The sequence below is a fragment of the Streptomyces sp. NPDC059989 genome (genome assembly GCF_042736975.1).
In the GTDB taxonomy this organism is placed as follows: Bacteria; Actinomycetota; Actinomycetes; order Streptomycetales; family Streptomycetaceae; genus Streptomyces.
Window position 1 is genome coordinate 16,574 of sequence record NZ_JBHWUO010000022.1, and the last position, 23,372, is coordinate 39,945.

At 71.2% G+C, this 23,372-nt stretch carries 18 protein-coding genes; 6 read left to right on the forward strand and 12 right to left on the reverse strand.

Going from position 1 to position 23,372, the window contains the following annotated elements:
- The first annotated feature begins 68 nt into the window (after positions 1-68).
- Positions 69-2,099: a phosphocholine-specific phospholipase C gene (locus ACFWBN_RS20765; RefSeq protein ID WP_385178353.1), complete on the forward strand. Its 2,031-nt coding sequence runs from the start codon at positions 69-71 to the stop codon at positions 2,097-2,099.
- 27 nt (positions 2,100-2,126) lie between these two features.
- Here the strand turns inward: ACFWBN_RS20765 and ACFWBN_RS20770 are convergent, their stop codons facing one another.
- Entirely contained in the window at positions 2,127-2,672 is a 546-nt protein-coding gene (locus ACFWBN_RS20770) for a GNAT family N-acetyltransferase (protein ID WP_385178354.1), read from the reverse strand.
- Positions 2,673-2,749: 77 nt separating this feature from the next.
- Between ACFWBN_RS20770 and ACFWBN_RS20775 the strand changes: the two genes are divergently transcribed.
- Positions 2,750-3,451, forward strand: a complete 702-nt coding sequence (locus tag ACFWBN_RS20775; protein WP_385178355.1) for a nitroreductase family protein — start codon at positions 2,750-2,752, stop codon at positions 3,449-3,451.
- Here the strand turns inward: ACFWBN_RS20775 and ACFWBN_RS20780 are convergent.
- From ACFWBN_RS20780 to ACFWBN_RS20790, 3 genes are all read right to left on the reverse strand, one after another.
- Complete coding sequence (locus ACFWBN_RS20780; protein ID WP_385178356.1) at positions 3,435-3,665, reverse strand: hypothetical protein; 231 nt, start codon at positions 3,663-3,665, stop codon at positions 3,435-3,437. The genes ACFWBN_RS20775 and ACFWBN_RS20780 overlap by 17 nt on opposite strands.
- A 388-nt stretch (positions 3,666-4,053) precedes the next feature.
- On the reverse strand, positions 4,054-5,685 hold the full coding sequence (gene pruA / locus ACFWBN_RS20785) for an L-glutamate gamma-semialdehyde dehydrogenase (RefSeq protein WP_385178357.1): 1,632 nt from the start codon (positions 5,683-5,685) through the stop codon (positions 4,054-4,056).
- 31 nt (positions 5,686-5,716) lie between these two features.
- Complete coding sequence (locus ACFWBN_RS20790; protein WP_385178358.1) at positions 5,717-6,643, reverse strand: proline dehydrogenase family protein; 927 nt, start codon at positions 6,641-6,643, stop codon at positions 5,717-5,719.
- Between the two features lie 171 nt (positions 6,644-6,814).
- Here ACFWBN_RS20790 and ACFWBN_RS20795 point away from each other — a divergent pair, with 171 nt between their 5' ends.
- Positions 6,815-8,161 carry a PucR family transcriptional regulator gene (locus ACFWBN_RS20795; RefSeq protein ID WP_385178359.1) on the forward strand — a complete coding sequence of 449 codons (1,347 nt, stop codon included), beginning with the start codon at positions 6,815-6,817 and terminating at the stop codon, positions 8,159-8,161.
- Positions 8,162-8,168: 7 nt separating this feature from the next.
- Here ACFWBN_RS20795 and ACFWBN_RS20800 read toward each other — a convergent pair whose 3' ends face one another.
- Positions 8,169-8,750, reverse strand: a complete 582-nt coding sequence (locus ACFWBN_RS20800) for a hypothetical protein (RefSeq protein ID WP_385178360.1) — start codon at positions 8,748-8,750, stop codon at positions 8,169-8,171.
- A gap of 70 nt (positions 8,751-8,820) precedes the next feature.
- Positions 8,821-9,411, reverse strand: coding sequence for a TetR/AcrR family transcriptional regulator (locus ACFWBN_RS20805; protein WP_385178361.1), 591 nt, complete (start codon positions 9,409-9,411; stop codon positions 8,821-8,823).
- A gap of 89 nt (positions 9,412-9,500) precedes the next feature.
- Here ACFWBN_RS20805 and ACFWBN_RS20810 point away from each other — a divergent pair, with 89 nt between their 5' ends.
- Complete coding sequence (locus ACFWBN_RS20810; protein WP_385178362.1) at positions 9,501-11,057, forward strand: MFS transporter; 1,557 nt, start codon at positions 9,501-9,503, stop codon at positions 11,055-11,057.
- 80 nt (positions 11,058-11,137) lie between these two features.
- Here the strand turns inward: ACFWBN_RS20810 and serA are convergent, their stop codons facing one another.
- The 6 genes from serA to ACFWBN_RS20840 all read right to left on the reverse strand — a co-directional run bounded on the left by serA (position 11,138) and on the right by ACFWBN_RS20840 (position 20,889).
- Positions 11,138-12,727 (reverse strand): phosphoglycerate dehydrogenase, encoded by a 1,590-nt coding sequence (serA, locus tag ACFWBN_RS20815; protein WP_385178363.1) that lies wholly within the window; start codon positions 12,725-12,727, stop codon positions 11,138-11,140.
- A 286-nt stretch (positions 12,728-13,013) separates the two neighbouring features.
- A complete protein-coding gene (gene ilvC, locus ACFWBN_RS20820) occupies positions 13,014-14,015 on the reverse strand; it encodes a ketol-acid reductoisomerase (protein ID WP_376680983.1) in 1,002 nt (333 codons plus the stop codon).
- A 117-nt stretch (positions 14,016-14,132) separates the two neighbouring features.
- Positions 14,133-14,657 carry an acetolactate synthase small subunit gene (gene ilvN, locus ACFWBN_RS20825; protein ID WP_031150278.1) on the reverse strand — a complete coding sequence of 175 codons (525 nt, stop codon included), beginning with the start codon at positions 14,655-14,657 and terminating at the stop codon, positions 14,133-14,135.
- Between the two features lie 32 nt (positions 14,658-14,689).
- Positions 14,690-16,576 (reverse strand): acetolactate synthase large subunit, encoded by a 1,887-nt coding sequence (locus ACFWBN_RS20830; protein ID WP_385178364.1) that lies wholly within the window; start codon positions 16,574-16,576, stop codon positions 14,690-14,692.
- A 204-nt stretch (positions 16,577-16,780) separates the two neighbouring features.
- A complete protein-coding gene (locus ACFWBN_RS20835; protein ID WP_385178443.1) occupies positions 16,781-19,594 on the reverse strand; it encodes a putative bifunctional diguanylate cyclase/phosphodiesterase in 2,814 nt (937 codons plus the stop codon).
- Between the two features lie 347 nt (positions 19,595-19,941).
- A complete protein-coding gene (locus tag ACFWBN_RS20840) occupies positions 19,942-20,889 on the reverse strand; it encodes a 2-hydroxyacid dehydrogenase (RefSeq protein WP_385178365.1) in 948 nt (315 codons plus the stop codon).
- 73 nt (positions 20,890-20,962) lie between these two features.
- On the opposite strand from ACFWBN_RS20840, the gene ACFWBN_RS20845 reads away from it, so the two are divergent.
- The gene (locus ACFWBN_RS20845) at positions 20,963-21,970 is read left to right on the forward strand and encodes an aldo/keto reductase (protein ID WP_385178444.1); all 1,008 of its coding nucleotides are present in this window, start codon (positions 20,963-20,965) and stop codon (positions 21,968-21,970) included.
- Between the two features lie 107 nt (positions 21,971-22,077).
- Entirely contained in the window at positions 22,078-23,358 is a 1,281-nt protein-coding gene (locus ACFWBN_RS20850; protein ID WP_385178366.1) for a PQQ-dependent sugar dehydrogenase, read from the forward strand.
- The last annotated feature ends 14 nt before the right edge of the window (positions 23,359-23,372 follow it).

Here is a 23,372-nt window from a genome sequence, read left to right on the forward strand (position 1 = left end):
TGCGGCGGCTGCCGCCACTCTTGCCGTCAATGTGCCAGCGGGGCACTGAAGTTGGAGGCGAGCAGGCAGTGACACCGATCAGCCGCAGAGGGTTCGTGGGAATCGGCGCCGGGCTGATGGCGGGCGCCGCCCTGCCCGCGATCGCGCCGACGACGGCGGCCGCGGCCGCCGCGACCGGCACGATCACCGACGTGAAGCACGTGGTGATCCTGATGCAGGAGAACCGCAGCTTCGACCACTACTTCGGCAAGCTGAAGGGTGTCCGCGGCTTCGGCGACCGGGCGGCCGGCAACATCCCGGGCGGCTGGGGCACCTTCAACCAGCCGAACTGGGGCGGCCGCCAGTACCCGTGGAAGCTGTCCTCCACCCCGCCGGCCGGCGGGGTCGACAGCGAGACCCTGGCCCAGTGCACCGGCGACCTCCCGCACAGCTGGACCTCACAGCACGCCGCCTGGAACAAGGGCCGGATGGACAACTGGGTGGCCGGCGTCGGCAAGACCCACACCCTCGGCTACCTGGACCGCGGCGACATACCCTTCCACTACGGGCTCGCCGACAACTACACGATCTGCGACGCCTACTTCTGCTCCACGCTCAGCGCGACCGGCCCGAACCGCACCTTCCTGTGGAGCGGCAAGGTCGACGCGGGCAGCAAGGACGGCGGCGAGGAGTCCGGGCTGACCTGGGAGACGTACGCGGAGGCCCTGCAGCGCGCCGGCATGAGCTGGAAGGTCTACCAGAACGCCCAGGACAACTACGGGGACAACGGGCTCGCCTACTTCAAGAAGTTCACGGACGCGGCGCCCGGCAACCCGCTGTGGGACCGCGGCATGGGCTCCGTCCCGAAGGTCACCGGCTCCACCCCGGACGACATCGCCGCCGCCATCCGCGCGGACGTGGTCGCGGGCACCCTCCCGCAGGTCTCGTGGGTCGTCGCCAACGAGGCCTTCTCGGAGCACCCGTACGCCCCGCCCGGGGACGGCGCGCACTTCGTGGACCTGGTCTACCGCGCGCTGGCCGCGAACCCGGAGGTCTTCGACTCGACCGTCCTCTTCCTCAACTACGACGAGAACGACGGCTTCTTCGACCACGTCCCGCCGCCGATCGCCCCGCCGGGCACCCCGGGCGAGTACATCGACGGCGTGCCGATCGGCCTCGGCTTCCGCGTCCCGATGCTGGTCATGTCCCCGTGGACCCGCGGCGGCTGGGTGAGCTCGGAGGTCTTCGACCACACCTCCGTCCTGCGGTTCATGGAGAAGTGGACGGCCGCCCTCGGCACCCCGGCCACCTGTCCGAACATCAGCGCGTGGCGCCGCAAGGTCGTCGGCGACCTGACCGGCGTCTTCGACTTCGCGCACCCGGTCTACGGGGTCCCGGCGGGCCTCCCGTCCACCGCCAAGGTCATCGGCCAGGCGACCTGCGGCCCGCTGCCCAACCCGGCGCCGCAGGACAACGCCCTCCCGGCGCAGGAGCCGGGCACCCGGCCGGCGCGCGCCCTTCCGTACCAGGTGAACGGCAACCTGGACCGCCTCGAATTCGGGGCGGCCGGCAAGATCCTGGCCTGGTTCTCGATGACGAACCAGGGCGCGGAGGCGAAGCAGGCGGCGCACTTCTCGATCCACCCGCACCAGTACCGGGACACGGCCGCCTGGCAGTACACGGTCGACGCGGGCGGCACCGGCAGCGACTACTTCAACATCGGCACGGGCTACGGCTCGGGCAAGTACGACATCTCGATGTACGGCCCGAACCGCTTCCTGCGCCGCTTCCTCGGCGACGCCACGAAGCCGGGCAAGGACCTGGAGGTGGCGGCGCGCTTCGCGGTCGAGCCGGGCACGGGCAAGACGGCGGTCTACTTCAAGATGACCAACGCCTCCGCCGCCGCGGTCACCTTCACGATCCGCTCCAACGCCTACCGCACGGACGGCCCGTGGACGTACACGGTCCCGGCGAACTCCTCGCGCGAGGACTACTTCAACGCGGTGGCGTACAGCAACGGCTGGTACGACTTCACGATCCTGGCCGGCTCCGACGGCACCTGGTCGCGCCGCTACACGGGCCACATCGAGTCGGGCGCGGCAAGCATCTCGGGCTCGTAGCGCCCGCCGCTCTCGCGACTCCCGCGGCTACAGGACGTCCCCGTCCCGCCAGTCGAAGTCGAGCCGCCCGGAGGGATCCAGCCGAATCCCCCCGGGCGGCACCCACACGTACGTGGACCCCTCCTCGTCGGCCAGCCGCACCGGCCCACCGGGCGAGAGCGCGCCGATCCGCCCGCCCCACACCGTCCAGCCGCGGCGCGCGTACAGCGGAGCCCCCTCGTCGGAGGCGGACAGCGCGCCGAACACATAGGCCCGCCGGATCACCTCCTCCAGCCCGACCATGACGGCGTCCCCCATCCCCCGCCGCCTCCGGTCGGCCCGTACGCCCACCCCCTCGACGTACCCCACCCTCAGCGCCCGCCCCTGGTGCACCACGCGCCGCTGCACCACGCTCCCGTGTGCGACGAGCTCCTCGCCCTCGTACACCAAGGCGTGCATCCCGCCGAGCGCGTGCTCGAAGTCCTCGTCGCCGAAGTCCCCCTCGAACGCCGCGTGGAGCAGGGCCCGGATCTCCGCCGGCGTGCCGGGGCCCAACTGCGAGGTGTGCGCGAGGCGTGTCCGCGTATCGGTCATGGAAGCAGTGTCCCCCCGCCACGAATCGGCCTGCACGTTCCTGGCCATGTCCGTGATCGCCCCAGCACACTCACTCCATGTCGCCCACCACACAGCAATGGACCCCCACCCACGGCCAGCCGTACCGTCCCGCCCCCTACCGGCCCGAGCGGATGCCGAGCGCGGAATCCCTCGCGCGCTCCGCCGAGTTGCGGGCGCGGATGGACGAGCGGCGGACCGTGCGCCACTTCTCCCCCGACCCGGTGCCCGAGCAGGTGGTCCGGGACGCCATCGCCTGCGCCGCGACCGCGCCGTCCGGGGCGCACCAGCAGCCGTGGACCTTCGTCCTGGTCAAGGACCCGGCCGTACGGGAGCAGATCCGCGCCGCCGCCGAGCAGGAGGAGGAGCTCTCCTACGACGGCCGCCTCGGCGACGAGTGGCTCGCCGCCCTGCGCCCGCTCGGCACCGACGCCGTCAAGACCCACCTCACCGACGCCCCGGCGCTGATCGTGGTCTTCCAGCAGCGCTACTGGCTCGGCCCGGACGGCACGAAGCGCAAGCACTACTACGTCGACGAGTCGGTCGGCATCGCGGTCGGCATGCTCCTGTCCGCCCTCCACCTGTCCGGCCTGGCGGCCCTGATCCACACCCCGAGCCCGATGCGCTTCCTCTCCCACGTCCTGAAGCGCCCGGAGAACGAGAAGGCCTTCGCGGTCATCCCGGTCGGCTACCCGGCGCCCGACTGCGAGGTCCCGGACCTGATCCGCAAATCCCTGGACCAGGTCATGGTCGAGGTCTGACCCCCTCGCCGACGGAAGGCTCCGGGGACTCCCCCGGGGCTGCTCCGCCGTCCGGCCCCCCACCGAGCGCCGAGGCCAGCCGCATCCCGATCCGGACCCGATCCTCCGGCGTGCAGGTCTCCATGGCCGCCCGCACCTGCCGCAGGATCAGCCAGTCCCGCACCACCTTGGCGACACCCAGCACGGCCGCCGTCACGATCGCCGCGGTCAGCATCAGCGATACCTCGCCCAGTTCTGGTGGCGTGTGATGAGGCCGTCTGCCGCCCATTGGGCACACCGGCTGTAGGGGATCCCCGTCGCCCTGGCGCAGAGTGTTGCGGTCCGGTGCCGATTGCTGCCGTGTGTGGACATACGTCTCCTCGAAGCCCCGTCCCGGAACGGCGCACAGAGGTCTCGTACATCCGGACAAGCTGCACAGTCACACGTACGGGAACTCGTGAGAGCCCTTTACCCCCCTCGGGTTGCCGGGCCCGAGCCTGTGGAGCATGCCTCCGTACCAACTCGCTTGAGATTAGCAGCAGTTCATCGCCCCCGGAACTGGAACCGCCCCCGCTCCGGACTTGGGGGTACCGGGGCGGGGGCGGGGTTCAGCGGGGCTGGGGTCAGCCCATGTGGGGGTAGCCGTAGTCGGTCGGGGCGACCAGGGTTTCCTTGATGGAGCGGGTCGAGGTCCAGCGCTGGAGGTTCGTCGCCGCGCCGGCCTTGTCGTTCGTGCCCGAGGCACGGCCGCCGCCGAAGGGCTGCTGGCCGACCACGGCGCCGGTGGACTTGTCGTTGATGTAGAAGTTGCCCGCCGCGAAGCGGAGCTTCTCCATCGCGTCCGCCGCCGCGTAACGGTCACCGGCGATGATCGAGCCGGTCAGGGCGTACGCCGAGACGGACTCCATCTGGGCCAGCATCGCGTCGTAGTCCGCGTCCTCGTAGACGTGGATCGCGAGGATCGGGCCGAAGTACTCGGTCGTGAAGACCTCGTTCTCCGGGTCGGTGCACGCGATGACGGTCGGGCGGACGAAGTAGCCCTCCGAGTCGTCGTACGTGCCGCCCGCGACGATCTCGCAGGTCGGGTCGGCCTTCGCGCGGTCGATGGCGGCCTTGTTCTTCGCGAACGACCGCTCGTCGATGACGGCGCCGATGAAGTTGGTGAGGTCGCGGACGTCACCCATGGCGATGCCGTCGACCTCGGCCGCGAAGGCCTCCTTGAAGCCGTCGTTCCAGATCGAGGCCGGGACGTAGGCGCGCGAGGAGGCCGAGCACTTCTGGCCCTGAAACTCGAAGGAGCCGCGGGTCAGCGCGGTCTTCAGGACGGCGCGGTCCGCGGACGGGTGCGCGACGACGAAGTCCTTGCCGCCGGTCTCGCCGACCAGGCGCGGGTAGGACTTGTACTTCTCGATGTTGTTGCCGACCGTCTTCCACAGGTACTGGAAGGTCTTGGTCGAGCCGGTGAAGTGGATGCCCGCCAGCTCGGGGTGGTTCAGGGCCACCTCGGAGACCGCGATGCCGTCACCGGTGACGAGGTTGATGACGCCCTTGGGGAGGCCGGCCTCCTCCAGGAGCTCCATCAGCAGGACCGCGGAGTGGGTCTGCGTCGGGGACGGCTTCCACAGGACCACGTTGCCCATGAGGGCGGGCGCGGTCGGCAGGTTGCCCGCGATGGCCGTGAAGTTGAACGGCGTGATCGCGTAGACGAAGCCTTCGAGCGGGCGGTGGTCGCTGCGGTTCCACACGCCGGCGGAGTTCGCGCCGGGCTGCTCGGCCAGGATCTGGCGGGCGAAGTGGACGTTGAAGCGCCAGAAGTCGACGAGCTCGCACGGGGTGTCGATCTCGGCCTGCTGCGCGGTCTTCGACTGGCCCAGCATGGTGGAGGCGGCGAGCTTCTCGCGCCACGGGCCGGCCAGCAGCTCGGCGGCGCGCAGGATGATCGCGGCGCGGTCGTCGAAGGACATCGAGCGCCAGGCCGGGGCGGCGGCGAGGGCGGCGTCGATGGCCTCCTGCGCGTCGGCCTGGGTGGCGTTGCCGTAGGTGCCGAGCACCGACTTGTGGTCGTGCGGCTGGACCACGTCGAAGCGCTCGCCACCGCCCATCCGCTTGACGCCGTTGATCGTCATCGGGAGGTCGATCGGATTCTCGGACAGCTGCTTGAGCTGCGTTTCGAGACGTGCGCGCTCCGGGGTGCCGGGGGCGTACGAGTGGACCGGCTCGTTGACCGGCGCGGGGACCTGGGTCACAGCATCCATGGGGCTGGTAACTCCTTGACCTAGTTCTTGGCTAGTTCTTGGTGATCATCGAGCGGACGAAGAAGAGCAGGTTGGCCGGCTTCTCCGCGAGACGGCGCATGAAGTAGCCGTACCAGTCGGTCCCGTACGCGGTGTACACACGCATCCGGTGGCCCTCTGCCGCCAGCCGCAGGTGCTCCTCGCTGCGGATGCCGTACAGCATCTGGAACTCGTACTCGTCCAGTTTGCGCCCGGCCGTCCGGGCGAGCTCCTGCGCGATGGCGATCAGACGCGGGTCGTGCGACCCGATCATCGGGTAGCCCTCGCCCTCCATCAGGATCTTCATGATGCGGACGTACGCCCGGTCGATCTCGGACTTGTCCTGGTACGCGACCTCGGCGGGCTCCTTGTAGGCGCCCTTCACGATCCGGACGCGGCTGCCGGCGGCGGCCAGGCGGCGGGCGTCGGCCTCGGTGCGGAAGAGGTAGGCCTGGATCACGCAGCCGGTCTGCGGGAAGTCCCGGCGCAGTTCCTCGTGGATGGCGAACATCGAGTCGAGGGTGGTGTGGTCCTCGGCGTCGAGCGTCACGGTGGTGCCGATGGCCGCGGCGGCCTCGACGACCGGGCGGACGTTGGCGAGGGCCAGCTCGTGGCCGCCCTCCAGCGCCTGGCCGAACATCGACAGCTTCACGGACATCTCGACGGTCTCGCCGAGGCCGAGGTCCGCGAGGCGCTCGATGAGCTGGAGGTAGGCGTCCCGGGCGGCGTGCGACTGCGCCACCTCGGTGATGTCCTCGCCGACGACGTCGAGGGTGACCTCCAGGCCGTTCTGCGTGAGCCGCTCGACGATCGGGATGACCTGGTCGACCGTCTCCCCGGGGATGAAGCGGTTCACCACGGGCTTGGTCACCGGGGCGGCAGAGACGATTCGGCGCATCTTGTCGCTGCGCGAAGCGGCGAGGATCACGGGACCCAGCACGGGGGCACCTCCAACGGGTGGCAGAAGAAAGCGCGGCAGAAACCGCAAGTAAAACCACCGTGAAACCTAAGGATCGCTTCGATCCTCTGCCATCGACAGCTGTCACGCATCCGTGTCCCGGATCTCATACATCTGTCTGAAGAGCCCCTCCGGGGGTGGGAGAATGTCCGGGTGAAGGGCGATTACCAGGACCTGGTGGACGAGATCTCGGCGCTGCTCGGCGCCCCGGCGACGCTGGAGAACCGGGACTTCCGCCTCATCGCCTTCGGCGCGCACGACAGCGACGACGACGCGGCCATGGACCCGGTACGGACCCGCTCGATCCTGACCCGCCAGTCGACGGCGGCCGTCCGCTCCTGGTTCGAGGGCTTCGGCATCGCCCGCGCGACCGGCCCGGTGCGCATCCCGGCGGCGCCGGAGGCCGGGGTCTTCCGGGGGCGGATCTGCCTGCCGGTGCGGTACCGGGGCATCGTGCAGGGCTACGTATGGCTCCTCGACCAGGAGCCCGGCCCGCAGGCGGCGGAGCTGGCGGCGGCCATGGAGGTGGCCGAGCGGATCGGGATCCTGCTCGCCGAGGAGGCGAAGGCGGGCGCGGACCTGTCGCGGGAGTTCCTGGCGGTGCTCACGGCCGGGCGGGGCTGGCAGCAGGACATGGCGGTGGCGGCGCTGCGGGTGGCCCTGGGCCCCGGCGGGGACGGGCTGCACGCGGCGGTGTGCGTGGCGCCGTGGTCCGGGGAGCCGCCGGCGTCGGTTCCGGGCGCGGCGGCGGTGTGCGTGGTCCCTGGCGGGGAGCCCGGCGCCAAGGGCGGTGTGGCGGGCGGCTCGGCTCTGGCGGTGCTGCTCCGGCTCCGCTCGACGGATGCGCTGGCTCCGGCCTTGACGGCGGTGGCCCGCCTACTGCCGCGCGCCGCCGCGGGATCGGCGGTCACCGCGGGAGCCGGCGGGCCGACGGGAACCCGGGGCGCCGCGGGAGCAGCGGGTACTGCGGGAGCCGGGGGGCCGGCAGCAACCCGGGGCGCCGCGGGAGCGGCGGTCACCGCGGGAGCCGGGGGCCCGGGAGGGGCAGGTGCCACGGCGACCGCGGGCACGGGCGGCGCCCACCCCGTGACCGCCGGGGTCGCCGATCCCGTCCGGGCCCTCACGGAGCTGCCGGCCGCCTGGGCGCAGGCCGTGGCCGCGGCCCGGGCGGCCAATGCCCAGCCCCGGTTCGGCCCGGTCGCCCAGTGGTCGGCGATCGGCCCGTACCGGCTGCTGGCGGCGCTCGCCGCCGATCCGGTGGACGACCCGGCGGCCCGCGCCCTGCTGGGCCCGGCCCATCGCGAACTCGCCCGCACCGCCGAGGTGTTCCTGGACTGCGCCGGCCAGGCGGGCCGCGCGGCGGCGGCCCTCGGCATCCACCGCCAGACGCTGTACTACCGGCTCGCCAGGGTGGAGCAGCTGACCGGCCTCGACCTGGACGAGGGCGAGGACCGCCTGCTGCTCCACATGGCCCTGAAGGCGGCCCGCCTGCACGGCTGAGCGCCCCTCAGTCGGCCGTGTCGCGGAACTCCAGCGGTTCGCCCGAGGCCGCGTCGAGGAGGATGCGGTCGCCCACGGGCCGGGACAGGGTGACCGCGACGGTCGCCCTGCGCATCGCCCCGGTGCACTTGGCGTCCGGTTTCAGGTCGGTGCGGACGAGGATCCGGCCGGCCAGGACCACCGTGCCCGCGCCCTCCAGGACGTCGACGGCGACTCCGGCGTCGCAATTGCCGTGGCCCGCGATCACGTTGAAGGAGGCCACGTCCCCCGTCAGGGCGGAGTGGCCGATCAGCGGGACCGTCCGGCGGCCGGAGATGCCCAGGGGGGTGATGGGCGGCTCGGCCCGCTCCATGACGATCGGGGGGTTCAGGCCGAGCCGTTGGTCCTCGCGCCACCGCGCGAGGGCGGCCGACCCCTCCCAGGCCGCCGCCACCGCCTCGCGGCGCTGCAGGGTGTCCTGCGGAGTGCTCTGCCGCACCGGGGCGTCGCCGCAGCCGGCCGCGAGGGCGAGGGCCGCGACCCCGCACACCGCCCCCGCGAGCCTGACCCGCGTCGCCGCCCCCGCCCTCGCTCCCGTTCCCGCTCCCATCGCAACTCCCTCTCATCCCGGGTGATTCGGGGCTGGGACGGGGCGGTCTCGGTGGCGGTTCCGGCTCCGCTTACGCCGGGTCCTCCCCCGGCACCCGCGGGAGCGCGGCGGCGGCCCGCCGCATGCCCTCGGTGAACTCCTCGGCGGTGGCCGCCGACTCCGGATCGAACAGCCACTGGATCATCAGGCCGTTCAGCAGCGCCTGGTAGAAGGCGCCGAGCGTGCGCACGTCCCGCTCGTCGAGCCGGTCCTCCGGCGTACCGGTCAGCATCGAGATCAGGCCGCGGCGCCCCTCGCCCTGCGAGGCCGCGAGCATGGCCCGCAGCTCCGGCCGCTGGTCCCCGCTCAGCGCGACCTCCAGGCTGGCCGCCCAGATCCGGCCGGACTTCTCGTGCTGCGCGAGGACGCCTTCCCACAGCGCGCGGAAGCGTTCCAGCGAGCCGCCCTCACCCTCCAGGCCGTCCTGGAAGACCTCGCCCCACTCCTCCATCAAGGCGATGAAGGCCTGGGTGAGCAGGGCGTCCTTCGAGCCGTAGTGGTAGCCGATGGACGCCAGGTTCGTCCCGGAGGCGCTGACGATGTCGCGCGCGGTGGTGCGCACGAACCCCTTCTCGACCAGGCACTTCTTGGCGCCTTCGAGCAGATCTTCGCGATGTCCCATGCCCACACCGTAGCAAGACAGTTGTCCTAGACAAAAGTTCTACACAACCGTTCTAGACAAGCGTTTATGACAGCTGTACATTCCTCCTCATGACGAACCCCGCCGCCACAGTGCGCCTCGCCGGCCGCCGCGAATGGATCGCTTTCACCGTTCTCGTGCTGCCCCTGCTCCTCGTCTCGATGGACGTCTCCGTCCTCTACTTCGCCATCCCGGCCATCACCGAGCAGCTCGACCCGAGCGCCACCCAGCAGCTCTGGATCTTCGACAGCTACGCCTTCGCCCTCTCCGGCCTGCTGATCACGATGGGTTCGCTCGGCGACCGGATCGGCCGCCGCAAGCTGCTGCTGATCGGCGCGACCGCCTTCGGCGTCGCCTCGATCGGCGCCGGGTACGCCACCAGCGCCGAGATGCTCATCGCCTGCCGCGTCCTGCTCGGCATCGGCGGCGCGACCCTGATGCCCTCCACGCTGGCCCTCGTACGGAACCTCTTCCAGGACGACAGGCAGCGCGGCAAGGCCATCGCCATCTGGTCCGGGGCCATGACCGGCGGAATCGCCCTCGGTTCGGTGCTCAGCGGTGTGATGCTGAACCACTTCTACTGGGGCTCGGTCTTCCTCATCAACGTGCCCGCGATGCTGCTCCTGCTGGTCCTGGTCCCCGTGCTGGTCCCGGAGTTCAAGGACCCGGCCCCCGGCCGCTTCGACCTCCTGAGCGTCCCGCTGTCCATGGCTGCCGTACTGCCGGTCGTCTACGGCCTCAAGGAGATCGCCGCCGACGGCTTCGAGCCCCTCCACCTCGGCTCGCTCGCCCTCGGCCTGGCCTTCGGGTACGTCTTCGTCCGCCGCCAGCGCAGCCGTGACGACGCGATGGTCCCCCGGGCCCTCTTCGGCCGGCGCGGATTCGGGGCGGGCATCGGCCTCAACACCATCGCCGCCTTCGCCATGATGGGCTCGGCCTACTTCACCACCCAGTACCTCCAGTCCGTGCTGGGCATGGGCACCCTGGAAGCCGCCCTGTGGAGCCTGGCCCCCTCGGTGGTGATCGGCGCCGCGGCCCCGGTCTCCGCGGCCCTGGCCCAGAAGGTGGAGCGGGCCTACGTCATCGCCGGCGGGTTCGTCCTCGCCGCCGCCGGCTTCGCCCTGATCAGCCTGGTGGGCACCGACTCCCTGTGGCTGCTGCTGATCGGCGCCGGGGCGCTGGCCTCCGGCATCGTCACCGTGATGTCCCTGGTCTCGGACATGGCGCTGGCCTCGGCCCCCGCCGAGAAGGCCGGATCCGCCGCCTCGCTGCTGGAGACGGGCCAGGAGTTCGGGGGCGCGCTCGGCATGGCGGTGCTGGGCAGCCTGGGCACCGCGGTCTACCGCAGCGACCTGGCGGACTCCGAGCCCGCCGTGCGGGAGACCCTGGGCGGGGCGGTGGCCACCGCCCGGCAGCTCGGCGGAGCCGCCGGTGAGCAGGTGCTGAACCTGGCCCGCGAGGCCTTCGTCCACGGAATGCAGTACGCGGCCTGGGGCGGTACGGCGCTGCTGCTCGGGGCGGCGCTGCTCGCCGCGGCCCTGATGCGGGGGATCGAAGCCCCGGCCCCGCCCGCGGCGGCGCAGGCCGAGGTTCCCGGAGCCGGCATGCAGGTGCCGACGTACAACTGATCGCCGCAAGGGCGCGGTGTCCGGCGGAACGCGAAAGGGCCCGGGGGTCTCCCCCCGGGCCCTTCGCCGTGTCGTACGGGTCAGCCGAGGCTGACCGTGCGCGCCGAGACGGCGCCGATCTCGGCCGAGATCTCCGCGAGGACGGCCGCCGGGACCTCCGCGTCGACGGTGAGGACCGCGAGGGCCTCGCCGTGCGCCTCGGCGCGGGCGACCTGCATGCCCGCGATGTTCAGGCCGGCCTCGCCGAGGATGCGGCCGACGGCGCCGACCACGCCCGGGCGGTCGGCGTAGCGCAGCACGGCCATGAAGTCGGCGAGCGCCAGGTCCACGTCGTACTCGCCGATGCCGACGATCTTCTGAAGGTGCTTCGGGCCCGCGAGGGTGCCGGAGACCGAGACCTCCTGGCCGTCCGACAGGGTGCCGCGGACGGTCACCACGTTGCGGTGGTCCGGGGACTCCGAGCTGGTGGTCAGACGGACCTCGACACCGCGCTCCTGCGCGAAGAGCGGCGCGTTGACGTAGGAGACCGTCTCGTCGACGACGTCCTCGAAGACGCCCTTGAGCGCGGAGAGTTCGAGCACCTTGACGTCGTGCTGGGTGATCTCGCCGCAGACCTCGACGTCGAGGCGGACCGCGACCTCGCCCGCGAGGGCGGTGAAGATGCGGCCGAGCTTCTCGGCGAGGGGCAGGCCCGGACGGACGTCCTCGGCGATGACGCCGCCCTGGACGTTGACCGCGTCCGGTACGAGCTCACCGGCGAGCGCGAGGCGCACCGACTTGGCGACCGAGACACCGGCCTTCTCCTGGGCCTCGTCCGTGGACGCGCCGAGGTGCGGGGTGCAGACGACCTGGTCGAGCTCGAACAGCGGGGAGTCCGTGCAGGGCTCCTTCGCGTACACGTCGAGACCGGCGCCGGCGACGCGGCCCTCCTTGATGGCCGAGTACAGCGCGGCCTCGTCCACGATCCCGCCGCGGGCGGCGTTGACGATGCGGACGGACGGCTTCACCTTGTGCAGGGCCTCGTCCCCGATGAGACCGAGGGTCTCGGGGGTCTTGGGCAGGTGCACGGTGATGAAGTCGGCGACCTCGAGGAGTTCGTCCAGCGTCAGCATCTTGACGCCCATCTGGGCGGCGCGCGCGGGCTGTACGTAGGGGTCGTACGCGACGATCTTCATGCCGAAGGCCGACATGCGCTGCGCGACCAGGACGCCGATGCGGCCGAGGCCGACGACGCCGAGGGTCTTCTCGCTGAGCTCGACACCCGTGTACTTGTTCCGCTTCCACTCGCCGTTCTTCAGGGCGGTGTTGGCCTGCGGGATGTTGCGGGCGGTGGCGACGAGCAGGCCGCAGGCGAGCTCGGCGGCGGTCACGATGTTCGAGGTCGGGGCGTTGACGACCATCACGCCGGCCTTGGTGGCGGCGGAGACGTCCACGTTGTCCAGACCGACGCCGGCGCGGGCGACGACCCGCAGCTTCTTGGCGGCGGCGATGGCCTCGGCGTCGACCTTGGTGGCGGAGCGGACGAGGATCGCGTCGACGTCGACGATCGCGGGCAGCAGCTCGGCGCGGTCAGCGCCGTTGCAGTGCCGGATCTCGAAGTCGGGGCCGAGCGCCTCCACGGTGGCAGGCGACAGCTCTTCGGCGATGAGTACGACAGGTTTCGAGCTCACGTGGGTCCTCACAAGTCCAGTGCGGACGGCCGTCCCGACGGCCGCAGGCGGTGGAGGGGGTAGCCGCGTGGAAGACGCACGACACTGTGGGCCTGACGCGTTGTGTTGAGCAGTGTATAAGCGCTGACGGACCGGATTTCCGCCTGTACGGAAGGATCACCCTTCCGTGGTTGGCCGGGTTGGACAAGCCGGGTGCACGAGGAGCGCGTTCCGGCCCGTCCGACGCAGGTCTGAGCACTACGCCGGCGGGGCCGGGACCCAGCGTCCCGGCCCCGCCGCCGCAAGATCAGTTCTCGCTGCTGTCGACCCAGCTCATGAGCTTGCGCAGCTTCTTGCCGGTGGTCTCCAGCAGGTGCGCCTCGTCGGCCTTCTTGTACTCGTTGTACTTCGGCAGACCGGCCTTGTACTCGGCCATCCAGGTGTTGGCGAACTCGCCGCTCTGGATCTCCGCGAGGACCTTCTTCATCTCGGCCTTGGTGGCGTCGGTGATGATGCGGGGGCCGGTGATGTAGTCGCCCCACTCGGCGGTCTCGGAGACCGACCAGCGCATCTTCTCCAGGCCGCCCTCGTACATGAGGTCCACGATGAGCTTCAGCTCGTGCAGGCACTCGAAGTACGCGATCTCCGGCTGGTAGCCGGCCTCGGTCAGGGTCTCGAAACCGGCCTTGACCAGGGCGGAGGCGCCACCGCAGAGGACGGCCTGCTCACCGAACAGGTCGGTCTCGGTCTCCTCGGTGAAGGTGGTCTTGATGACACCGGCGCGGGTGCCGCCGATGCCGGCCGCGTACGAGAGCGCGAGGGCGAAGGCGTTGCCGGAGTGGTCCTGCTCGACGGCCGCGATGCACGGAACGCCGCGACCCTCCTCGTACTGGCGGCGGACGAGGTGGCCCGGGCCCTTCGGGGCGACGAGGGCGACGTCCACGTTGGCCGGGGGCTTGATGAAGCCGTAGCGGACGTTGAAGCCGTGGCCGAAGAAGAGCGCGTCGCCGTCCTTGAGGTGGTCCTTGATGGACTCCTCGTAGATCTCGGCCTGCAGCGGGTCCGGCGTCAGGATCATGATGACGTTCGCCCACTCGGCGGCCTCGGCCACGGGGACGACCTTCAGGCCCTGCTCCTCGGCCTTGGCCTTGGACTTCGAGCCCTCCTTCAGGCCGACGACGACGTCGACGCCGGAGTCACGGAGCGACAGCGCGTGGGCGTGGCCCTGGCTGCCGTAACCGATGACCGCGACCTTGCGGCCCTGGATGATGGACAGGTCGGCGTCGTTCTCGTAGAACAGCTCGGCCACTGGGATATCTCCTTGGTGCGCTGGTGTTGCTCCCACCGTACGGCGGGGAACGGAATCTGAGTTTCGGGTCTCGCTATGCGAACTGACGCAATGCGAACTGACGCATGATCCGGACGGTCAGGCGCTGCGGTCGAGCGCCCGCAGGCTGCGGTCCGTGATGGACCGCCCGCCACGCCCTATGGCGATCGTGCCGGACTGCACGAGCTCCTTGATGCCGAAGGGCTCCAGCATCTTGAGCATCGCGCCGAGCTTGTCGGCACCGCCGGTGGCCTCGATGGTGACGGCCTCCGGGGAGACGTCGACCGTCTTGGCGCGGAACAGCTGGACGATCTCGACGATCTGCGACCGCGTCTCGTTGTCGGCGCGGACCTTCACCAGAACGAGTTCGCGCTCGATCGCGTTGTGCGACTCCAGCTCGACGATCTTGAGCACGTTGACCAGCTTATTCAGCTGCTTGGTCACCTGCTCGAGCGGCAGGTCCTCGACATTCACGACGATGGTGATGCGGGAGATGTCGGGGTGCTCGGTGACACCGACCGCGAGGGAGTCGATGTTGAACCCGCGGCGGGAGAACAGCGCGGCGATCCGGGCGAGGATGCCGGGCGTGTTCTCGACCAGGACGGAGAGCGTGTGCTTGGACATGTGAGTCGTTCTCTCTCTCAGGCTCTCTCGGCTCAGTCGTCTTCGTTGTCGCCGAAGTCGGGACGGACGCCCCGGGCTGCCATGACCTCGTCGTTGGAGGTGCCGGCGGCGACCATCGGCCACACCATGGCGTCCTCGTGGACGATGAAGTCGATCACGACCGTGCGGTCGTTGATCGCGTTGGCCTCGGCGATGACCTTGTCCAGGTCGGCCGGGTCCTCACAGCGCAGCGCCACGCAGCCCATGGCCTCGGACAGCTTGACGAAGTCCGGGACGCGGGTGCCCTTGCGGGGGGCGACGGACTCGCCGAGCTGGGAGCCGACCGTGTCGTGGCCGGTCTCGTCCGCGTGCAGCACGGTGTTGGAGTACCGCTGGTTGTAGAACAGGGTCTGCCACTGGCGGACCATGCCCAGCGCGCCGTTGTTGATGATCGCGACCTTGATCGGGATGTTGTTCAGCGCGCAGGTGACCAGTTCCTGATTGGTCATCTGGAAGCAGCCGTCACCGTCGATCGCCCAGACCGTGCGCTCCGGCATGCCGACCTTGGCGCCCATCGCGGCCGGGACCGCGTAGCCCATGGTTCCGGCGCCGCCGGAGTTCAGCCAGGTGCGGGGCTCCTCGTACTTGACGAAGTGCGAGGCCCACATCTGGTGCTGGCCGACGCCGGCCGCGTAGATGGTGCCCTTCGGCGCGAGCGCGCCGATCCGCTCGATGACCTGCTGGGGCGACAGCATGCCGTCCTCGGGCAGGTCGTAGCCCAGCGGGTAGGTGTCGCGCCAGCGGTTCAGGTCGTTCCACCAGGCGGTGTAGTCGCCGGCGTTGCCCTCGGTGTGCTCAGCCTGGACGGCCTGGATCAGGTCGGCGATGACCTCGCGGGCGTCACCGACGATCGGGACGTCGACCGCGCGGTTCTTGCCGATCTCGGCCGGGTCGATGTCCGCGTGGATGATCTTGGCGAACGGGGCGAAGCTGTCCAGCTTGCCGGTGACGCGGTCGTCGAAGCGGGTGCCGAGCGCGATCAGCAGGTCCGACTTCTGGAGCGCGGTGACGGCGGTGACCGCGCCGTGCATGCCGGGCATGCCGACGTGCAGCGGGTGGCTGTCGGGGAAGGAGCCGAGGGCCATCAGGGTGGTGGTGACCGGGACCCCGGTCAGCTCGGCGAGGACCTTCAGCTCGGCGGTCGCGCCGGACTTCATGACGCCGCCGCCGACGTACAGGACCGGGCGCTTGGCCTGGCAGATGAGCTTGGCGGCCTCGCGGATCTGCTTGGCGTGCGGCTTGGTGACCGGCCGGTAGCCGGGGAGGTCCTGGGTGGGCGGCCAGGAGAAGGTGGTCTTCGCCTGGAGCGCGTCCTTGGCGATGTCGACCAGGACCGGGCCGGGACGGCCGGTGGCGGCGATGTGGAACGCCTCGGCGATCGTCCTCGGGATGTCCTCGGCCTTGGTGACCAGGAAGTTGTGCTTGGTGATCGGCATGGTGATGCCGACGATGTCCGCCTCCTGGAAGGCGTCGGTGCCGATCGCCTTGGAGGAGACCTGGCCGGTGATCGCGACGAGCGGGACGGAGTCCATGTGCGCGTCGGCGATCGGGGTGACCAGGTTGGTGGCACCCGGGCCGGAGGTGGCCATACAGACGCCGACCTTGCCGGTGGCCTGCGCGTAGCCGGTGGCGGCGTGGCCGGCCCCCTGCTCGTGGCGGACCAGGATGTGACGGACCTTCTTGGAGTCCATCATCGGGTCGTACGCGGGGAGGATGGCGCCGCCCGGAATACCGAAGACGGTGTCGCACCCCACCTCTTCGAGAGAGCGGATGAGGGACTGCGCGCCCGTGACGTGCTCAACTGCGGCGGACTGCTGTCCGCCGGAACGGGGCCGCGGCTGCGGATGGTGGGCCCCGGTGGCCTGCTCGGTCATCGGCATTCTCTTCTCGAAGCTGAGGGTTTTACGAGGATTCGACTCTGTGCCAGTGCAACAAAAAACCCCTCGTGCCAGGAGGCAAGCGAGGGGAGCGCGTCGGGTGCGTTGAGCGGGGACATGCTGGTCCCGGCTTCAGCCGACGCGCTTTCCAAGTACGAGAATTCGGGTGCGCATGGCACTGACCCTCCCTCCGGCGGGAGGGTGATGTCAAGTAGGTGGGACGGGCGTCTCATTATGTGAGCCTCTGCGGATGGCCATCGAGCCCCCGGGCGAACCTCCGGCCAGGGCGGGTTGGACCGCTCCACCCGGTACTGGGAACGTACCGCGCACGAGGGCGCGGCGCAGCCTGTATTCGTCGAGTGGCCCGGAGAAGGCCATTCCCTGGCCGTGGGTGCACCCCATGGCACGCAGGGCCATCACCTGTTCGGGGAGGTCCACCCCGTCGGCCACGGACTGCATGCCCAGATCATTTGCGATCCGCAACAATCCTGCCGTGATCTTGTGGAGGCGGGCGGACTCGACGACCCCTTCCACCAGGCCGCGGTCCAGCTTGAGCATGTCCACCGGGAGGCGGCGCAGGGCACTGATGGCGGCGTAGCCGCTGCCGAAGCCGTCCAGGGCGATTCCCACGCCGAGCCGGTGCAGGGCCGTGAGGCGGCGCTCCAGGTCGTCGAAGGGCACTCTGGGGTCGGATACCGCGAGCTCGAGGACCAGGGCCCCGGAGGGGAGCCCGTGCCGGGTCAGCAGGGCTTCCACGGAGCCCAGGGGCACGGCGCGGTCGAGGAGCCGCTGGGCGGTCATCCGGACGGCCACGGGTGCGTCGTGCCCGGCCCGGTGCCGGTCGGCGGCCTGTTCCACGGCCTGCTCCAGCAGCCAGCGCCCCAGCTCGGCGGTGCGCGAGGCATCGGGGCCGGCCCCGGACGCGGCGCCCTCGCTGTATTCGGCCACCCGGAGGAACTCCGCCGGGGTGAAGAGGATCCCCTGGGCGGACCGCCAGCGGGCCTGGGCGGCCACCACGGAGATCTCGCCGGTGGCCAGCGACACCACGGGCTGGTGCAGCAGGGCGAACTCGCCCTCGTGCAGCGCGGTCCGCAGCCGCCCCGCCAGTTCGGCCTTCCGTACGGTCTCGGCCTGCATCTGCGGGGCGTACAGCTCGACGCGGTCCTTGCCCCCCGCCTTGGCCCGGTACATCGCGAGATCCGCGTTGCGCATCAGGTCCGAAGGGGTGATGCCGGGGTCCGCGAAGGCCACGCCGATGCTGGCGGCGACCCGGACCTCGCTCCCGGCGATCCGGTACGGCTGGGAGAGGGTGGTGCGCAGCCGGTCGGCGATCTCGTGCACCTGGTACTCGCGGGCGCTGCGGTCGCGGCTGCCGTCGCCCAGGATCAGCGCGGCGAACTCGTCGCCGCCGAGGCGGGCCGCGGTGTCCCCGGCCCGGACCGAGTCCTGGAGCCGGCGCGCGGCCTCGATGAGCAGCTCGTCGCCCGCCTGGTGGCCGATGGTGTCGTTGACGGCCTTGAAGCCGTCGAGGTCGATGAAGAGCACGGCGGTGCTGTGGTCGCCCGCGCGCCGGCCGGTCAGGGCCTGGCGGACCCGGCGGGTGAACAGGGCCCGGTTGGGCAGGTCGGTGAGCGGATCGTGCTCGGCGCTGTGCTGGAGCTGTGCCTGGAGCCGGACCCGCTCGGTGACGTCCCGGCTGTTGAGGATGAGCCCGCCCTGGTGGCGGTTGACGGTGGACTCCACATTGAGCCACTCGCCGCCGCCCGACTTGAACCGGCACTCGATGCGGGTGGTGGGCTCCTCGGTGGGCGGTGCGGCGAGGAAGCGGCGCACCTCGTGGACCACCCGGCCGAGGTCGTCGGGGTGGATCAGGGTGGCGAGCTCGGTGCCGACGAGCTCCTCCGCCTCACGGCCGTAGACCCCGGCGGCGGCGGGGCTCACGTAGCGCAGGGTGCCGGTCGGCGCGGCGATCATGATGACGTCGCTGGAGCCCTGGACCAGGGAGCGGAAGTGGTTCTCCTTCTGGGCCAGCTCCTGCGTCAGCGCGATGTTGTCGAGGAGCATGATGCCCTGGCGGATGACGAGGGCGAGCACGACCGTGCAGCCGGTGAAGACGACCATCCGGTCGACCTTCCGGCCGTCGACGACGTTGTAGAGGATCCCCAGGGTGCACACCGCGGCCGCCAGGTAGGGGGTGAGGGCGGGCAGCGAGCCGGTGATGGGGCGGCTGTGCGGACGCTCGGCGCGCGGGTGGCCGGCGGGCTCCGGGCCGGGGTGGACGCGCCGGGCGCCCCAGGGCGCGTACGCGAGCAGCAGCGAGCCCGCGAACCAGCCGGCGTCGAGCAGCTGCCCGGACTGGTACCCGGCGCTGAGCAGCGGCGAGGTGAAGAGGGCGTCGCTGAGCACGGTCAGGGCCAGCGCCGCGATGGCGGTGTTGACGGCGGAGCGGTTGGTCTCGGACCGCCGGAAGTGCAGGACCAGGACCATCGAGACCAGCGCGATGTCCAGGAGCGGGTAGGCGAGGGAGAGCGCGGCGCGCGGGACGCTGCCGGGGGCGCCGGACTGGGCGGTCCGCGCCGCGTGGGCGAGGGCCAGGCTCCACGACAGGGTGAGGAGCGAGCCGCCGATGAGCCAGGAGTCGAGCCCGAGGCACACCCAGCCGGCACGCGTGACGGGCCGTTTGGCGAGGACGAGCAGGCCCACGATGGCGGGCGGGGCGAAGCAGAGGAAGGCGAAGTCGGCGAGCGAGGGCTTCGGCACGGGTTGGCCGAGGATCACCTCGTACCAGCCCCAGACGGCGTTGCCGCCGGCGCCCATCAGGGAGGAGAAGGCGAAGAGCAGCCAGGCGGGGCGTTCACGGCTGTCGATGGCCCGCGCGTAGGTGTAGCAGGAGACCGCGGCGAGTAAGCCGGCCGCGCTGAGCCCGAAGTCGCCCATGATCTCGGCGACTTCCTCCGACCCCCAGTTGAGGGCGGCACCGACGGCGTACCCGCCGCTGATCACCGCCAGGAGCAGCTGCATCGCCAGGCCCTTGCCTCCGCCCGAGAGGGACGGGCGGTTCAGGAGCGCCGCCCCCGGGGCACTCACCGGTCCCCCTCGCCGACTTGTTCCGGTGCAGCCCAGTCTCGACAGCGTCGCCTCCGGCGGCTGTACCGCGTCGGATCCTTCGTCCATTGGCCGTGCATCGCCCGTCGCCCCCCAAAGTGTCCGATCACTCCCCAGCGCCAGACGTTCCTGGCGCAGCCCCTTCTTCCGGACGATACACCACTTTCGTCACTCAGGGACATACCTTCTCTACTCTCCGTTACCATGGGGGAGTTGCACCCACTGAGTGCATCCGGGTGACTGCGGAGCGTGCGCATCGCACGTCACTCGGTGATCAGCACCGTGTGTTCCACGGGCTCTCCGGCGGCGAACCGGGTCAGCTGGCGTGCCAGCAGGCGCTTGGCCCGGGGCTCGAAAGCCGAGCTGCTGCCGCCCACATGAGGCGTGATCAGGACATTCGGAGCATGCCAGAGCGGGTGCCCGGCGGGCAGCGGTTCCGGGTCGGTGACGTCGAGCGCCGCGCGCAGCCGGCCCGACTCCACCTCCGCCAGGAGGGACTTGGTGTCGACGACAGGGCCTCGCGCCACGTTCACGAGCAGGGCGCCGTCCTTCATCCGGCCGAGGAACGCGGCGCCGGCCAGGCCGCGGGTGGCGTCGGTCAGCGGCGTCGTGAGGATCACCACATCGGCCTGCGGCAGGAGTTCGGGCAGGTCGGCCAGCGCGTGGACGGGGCCGCGGGCACTGTCGCGCGCGGATCGGGCGACGCGGGCGATCCGCCCGCACTCGAAGGGCACGAGCCGGTCCTCGACGGCCGCGCCGATCGATCCGTAGCCGACGATCAGGACGGACTTGTCGGCGAGCGCCTCGTAGAAGCCGCCGTGCCACTCCTCGCGGTCCTGGCCCCGGACCATGCCGGGGATGCCGCGCAGGGAGGCGAGGACCAGGGTGAGGGCGAGTTCGGCGGTGCTCGCCGTGTGGACACCGGCCGCGTTGCAGAGCCGTACGCCGGGGTGCAGGTCGCCGAGACCGCCCAGGACGTGGTCGATGCCGGCGGTCAGGGTCTGCACGACCCGCAGGGCGGGCATCGCCGCCAGCGGCCGGACGGTGACCTCGGGGGACTTCATGTAGGGCGTGACGTAGAAGAGGCAGTCGGCCGGATCGGCCGGGAAGGCGTCCTCGCCGTCCCAGAGGCGGTACCGGAAGGTGTCGGGGAGGCCTTCGATCTCCTCGGCGGGGAACGGGAGCCAGACGTCGGCGGTCTTTGCGGTCATGATCAGGAGGCTATGCCAAGGGATGCGGATCAAGCCGTTAGTTTGGGGGCGGGAGCAGGAGGGGGACGCACGGGTGGAGCGCAGGTCGATCGGGGCGGGGGCGCTGACGGTGGGCGCCATCGGGCTCGGCTGCATGCCGATGAGCTGGGCGTACGCGCCTTCGCGCCGGCGGGGTCAGGAGTCGTTGGCCGCCGTACATGCGGCGCTGGACCTGGGGTCGAACCTGCTGGATACGGCCGATGTGTACGGGCCGTTCACCAACGAGCTGCTGCTCGGGCGGGTGCTGCGGGAGCGGCGGTCGGAGGCGTTCATATCGGCCAAGGTGGGCCTGCGGGCGGGTGATCAGCACGTGGTGGCCGACGGGCGGCCCGGCTATCTGCGGCGGGCCTGCGACGCCTCGCTGCGGCGGCTGCGGACCGATGTCATAGACCTCTACCAGTTGCACCGGGTGGATCCGGACGTGCCGGTGGAGGAGACGTGGGGGGCGATGGCGGAGCTGGTGGGCGCGGGGAAGGTGCGGGCGCTCGGGTTCTGTGCGCTGGGTGCGGGGGCCGGACCGGGGGCGGGGCGGCGCGGGGACCGCGCGTACGCGACGACCGTGCGGCACCTGGAGCGGGCGCAGCAGGTGTTCCCGGTGAGCGCGGTCCAGGCGGAGCTGTCGGTGTGGTCGCCGGAGGCGGCGTGGCAGCTGCTGCCGTGGTGCGCGGCGCGCGGGGTGGGGTTCCTGGCGGCGATGCCGCTGGGCAGCGGGTTCCTGACCGGGACGCTCACGCCGGGCGAGGGCTTCGAGTCCGAGGACGTACGGGCTCGGCATCCGCGGTTCACGGCGTACGCGATGGCTTCGAACCAGGGGCTGGTGGCGGGGCTGCGGCGGGTGGCGGGGCGGCACGGGCCCGAGGTCACGGCGGCGCAGGTGGCGCTGGCGTGGGTGCTGGCGCAGGGGCCGCAGGTGGTTCCGGTGCCGGGGGCGGACCGGGCGCACTGGGCGGCGGAGAACGCCCGGGCGGCGGAGGTGCGACTCACGGCAGGGGATCTGGCCGAGATCGCGGCGCTCCCGGTCGCGGTGGAGGCCTGGGACTGACCGACAACCACTCGATCGGGTGTACGAGTGATGGAACTTCGAGAAGTGTCCGGGCTGTTGAGACAGATGAAAGGGCACGATCGGAGGGACCGGAAGGGAGCAGGGCGATGCGATACGGACGGGTGGGGACCGTGAGGCGCGTGGGGAACACGGGGAGCACGGGGAACGTGGAGTACGCGGGGCAGGGCGCAGGGCGGCGGGGTGTGCTGGCGGCGGTCGCGCTGGCCGGGTGCGGGGCGTTGCTGGCGGCAGGATGCTCGCCGGAGGGCGGCCCAGGGGCGCGGCCGGGCGGCTCGCCACCGGGGACGGCCTCTCCGGGCTCCGGATCGCCGGGGGCCTCGTCGTCGGCCTCGGGGGGTGCGTCCGCCTCGCCGGAGGCCGCCGGCCCGCCGGCCAAGGGTGCCGTGACGGTGACCGGCGAGGTCGCCAAGGGGCTGGAGTCCCCGTGGGGCGTGGCCCCGCTGCCCGGCGGGGACCTGCTGGTGGCCTCGCGGGACAAGGGCACGATCAGCAGGGTCGCGGTGGGCTCGGGCGCGGTGACGCAGATCGGGAAGGTGCCCGGGGTGGCCCCGGGCGGGGAGGGCGGGCTGATGGGTCTGGCGCTGTCGCCCTCCTTCGCCTCGGACCGGCTGGTGTACGCGTACTTCACGACCGAGTCCGACAACCGCATCGCCCGGATGCGCTATGACGAGCAGCGGCCTGCCGGGCAGCAACTGGGCGCCCCCGACACGGTGTTCCGGGGGATCCCCAAGGGCCTGATCCACAACGGCGGCAGGATCGCCTTCGGCCCGGACAAGATGCTCTACGCGGGGACGGGCGAGACCGGTGAGACGGGGCTCGCGCAGGACAAGAAGTCGCTGGGCGGCAAGATCCTGCGGATGACCCCGGACGGGGATCCGGTGCACGGCAACCCGGAGGCGGATTCGGTCGTCTATTCCTACGGGCACCGCAATGTGCAGGGTCTGGCCTGGGACAAGGACAAGCGGCTGTGGGCGGCCGAGTTCGGCCAGAACACCTGGGACGAACTGAATCTGATCGAGCCGGGCGCGAACTACGGCTGGCCCGAGGCCGAGGGGAAGGCCGGCAAGCCGGGATTCCGGGATCCGGTGGCCGTGTGGAAGACCGATGAGGCCTCGCCCAGTGGGATCGCCTGGGCCGAGGGGTCGATATGGATGGCCGGGCTGAAGGGCAACCGGCTGTGGCGGATCCCGCTGGCCGGGGCGGTGCCGGTGGCGGAGCCCGAGGCCTTCCTGGAGGGGAAGTACGGCCGGCTGCGGACGGTGGTGGCCCTCGGCGGGGACAGATTGCTGCTGGTCACGAGCGAGACGGATGGGCGCGGGTCGCCGGAAGCGGGCGACGACAGGATCCTGACACTGACGGTGCGGTAACCGGCATGGCCCCG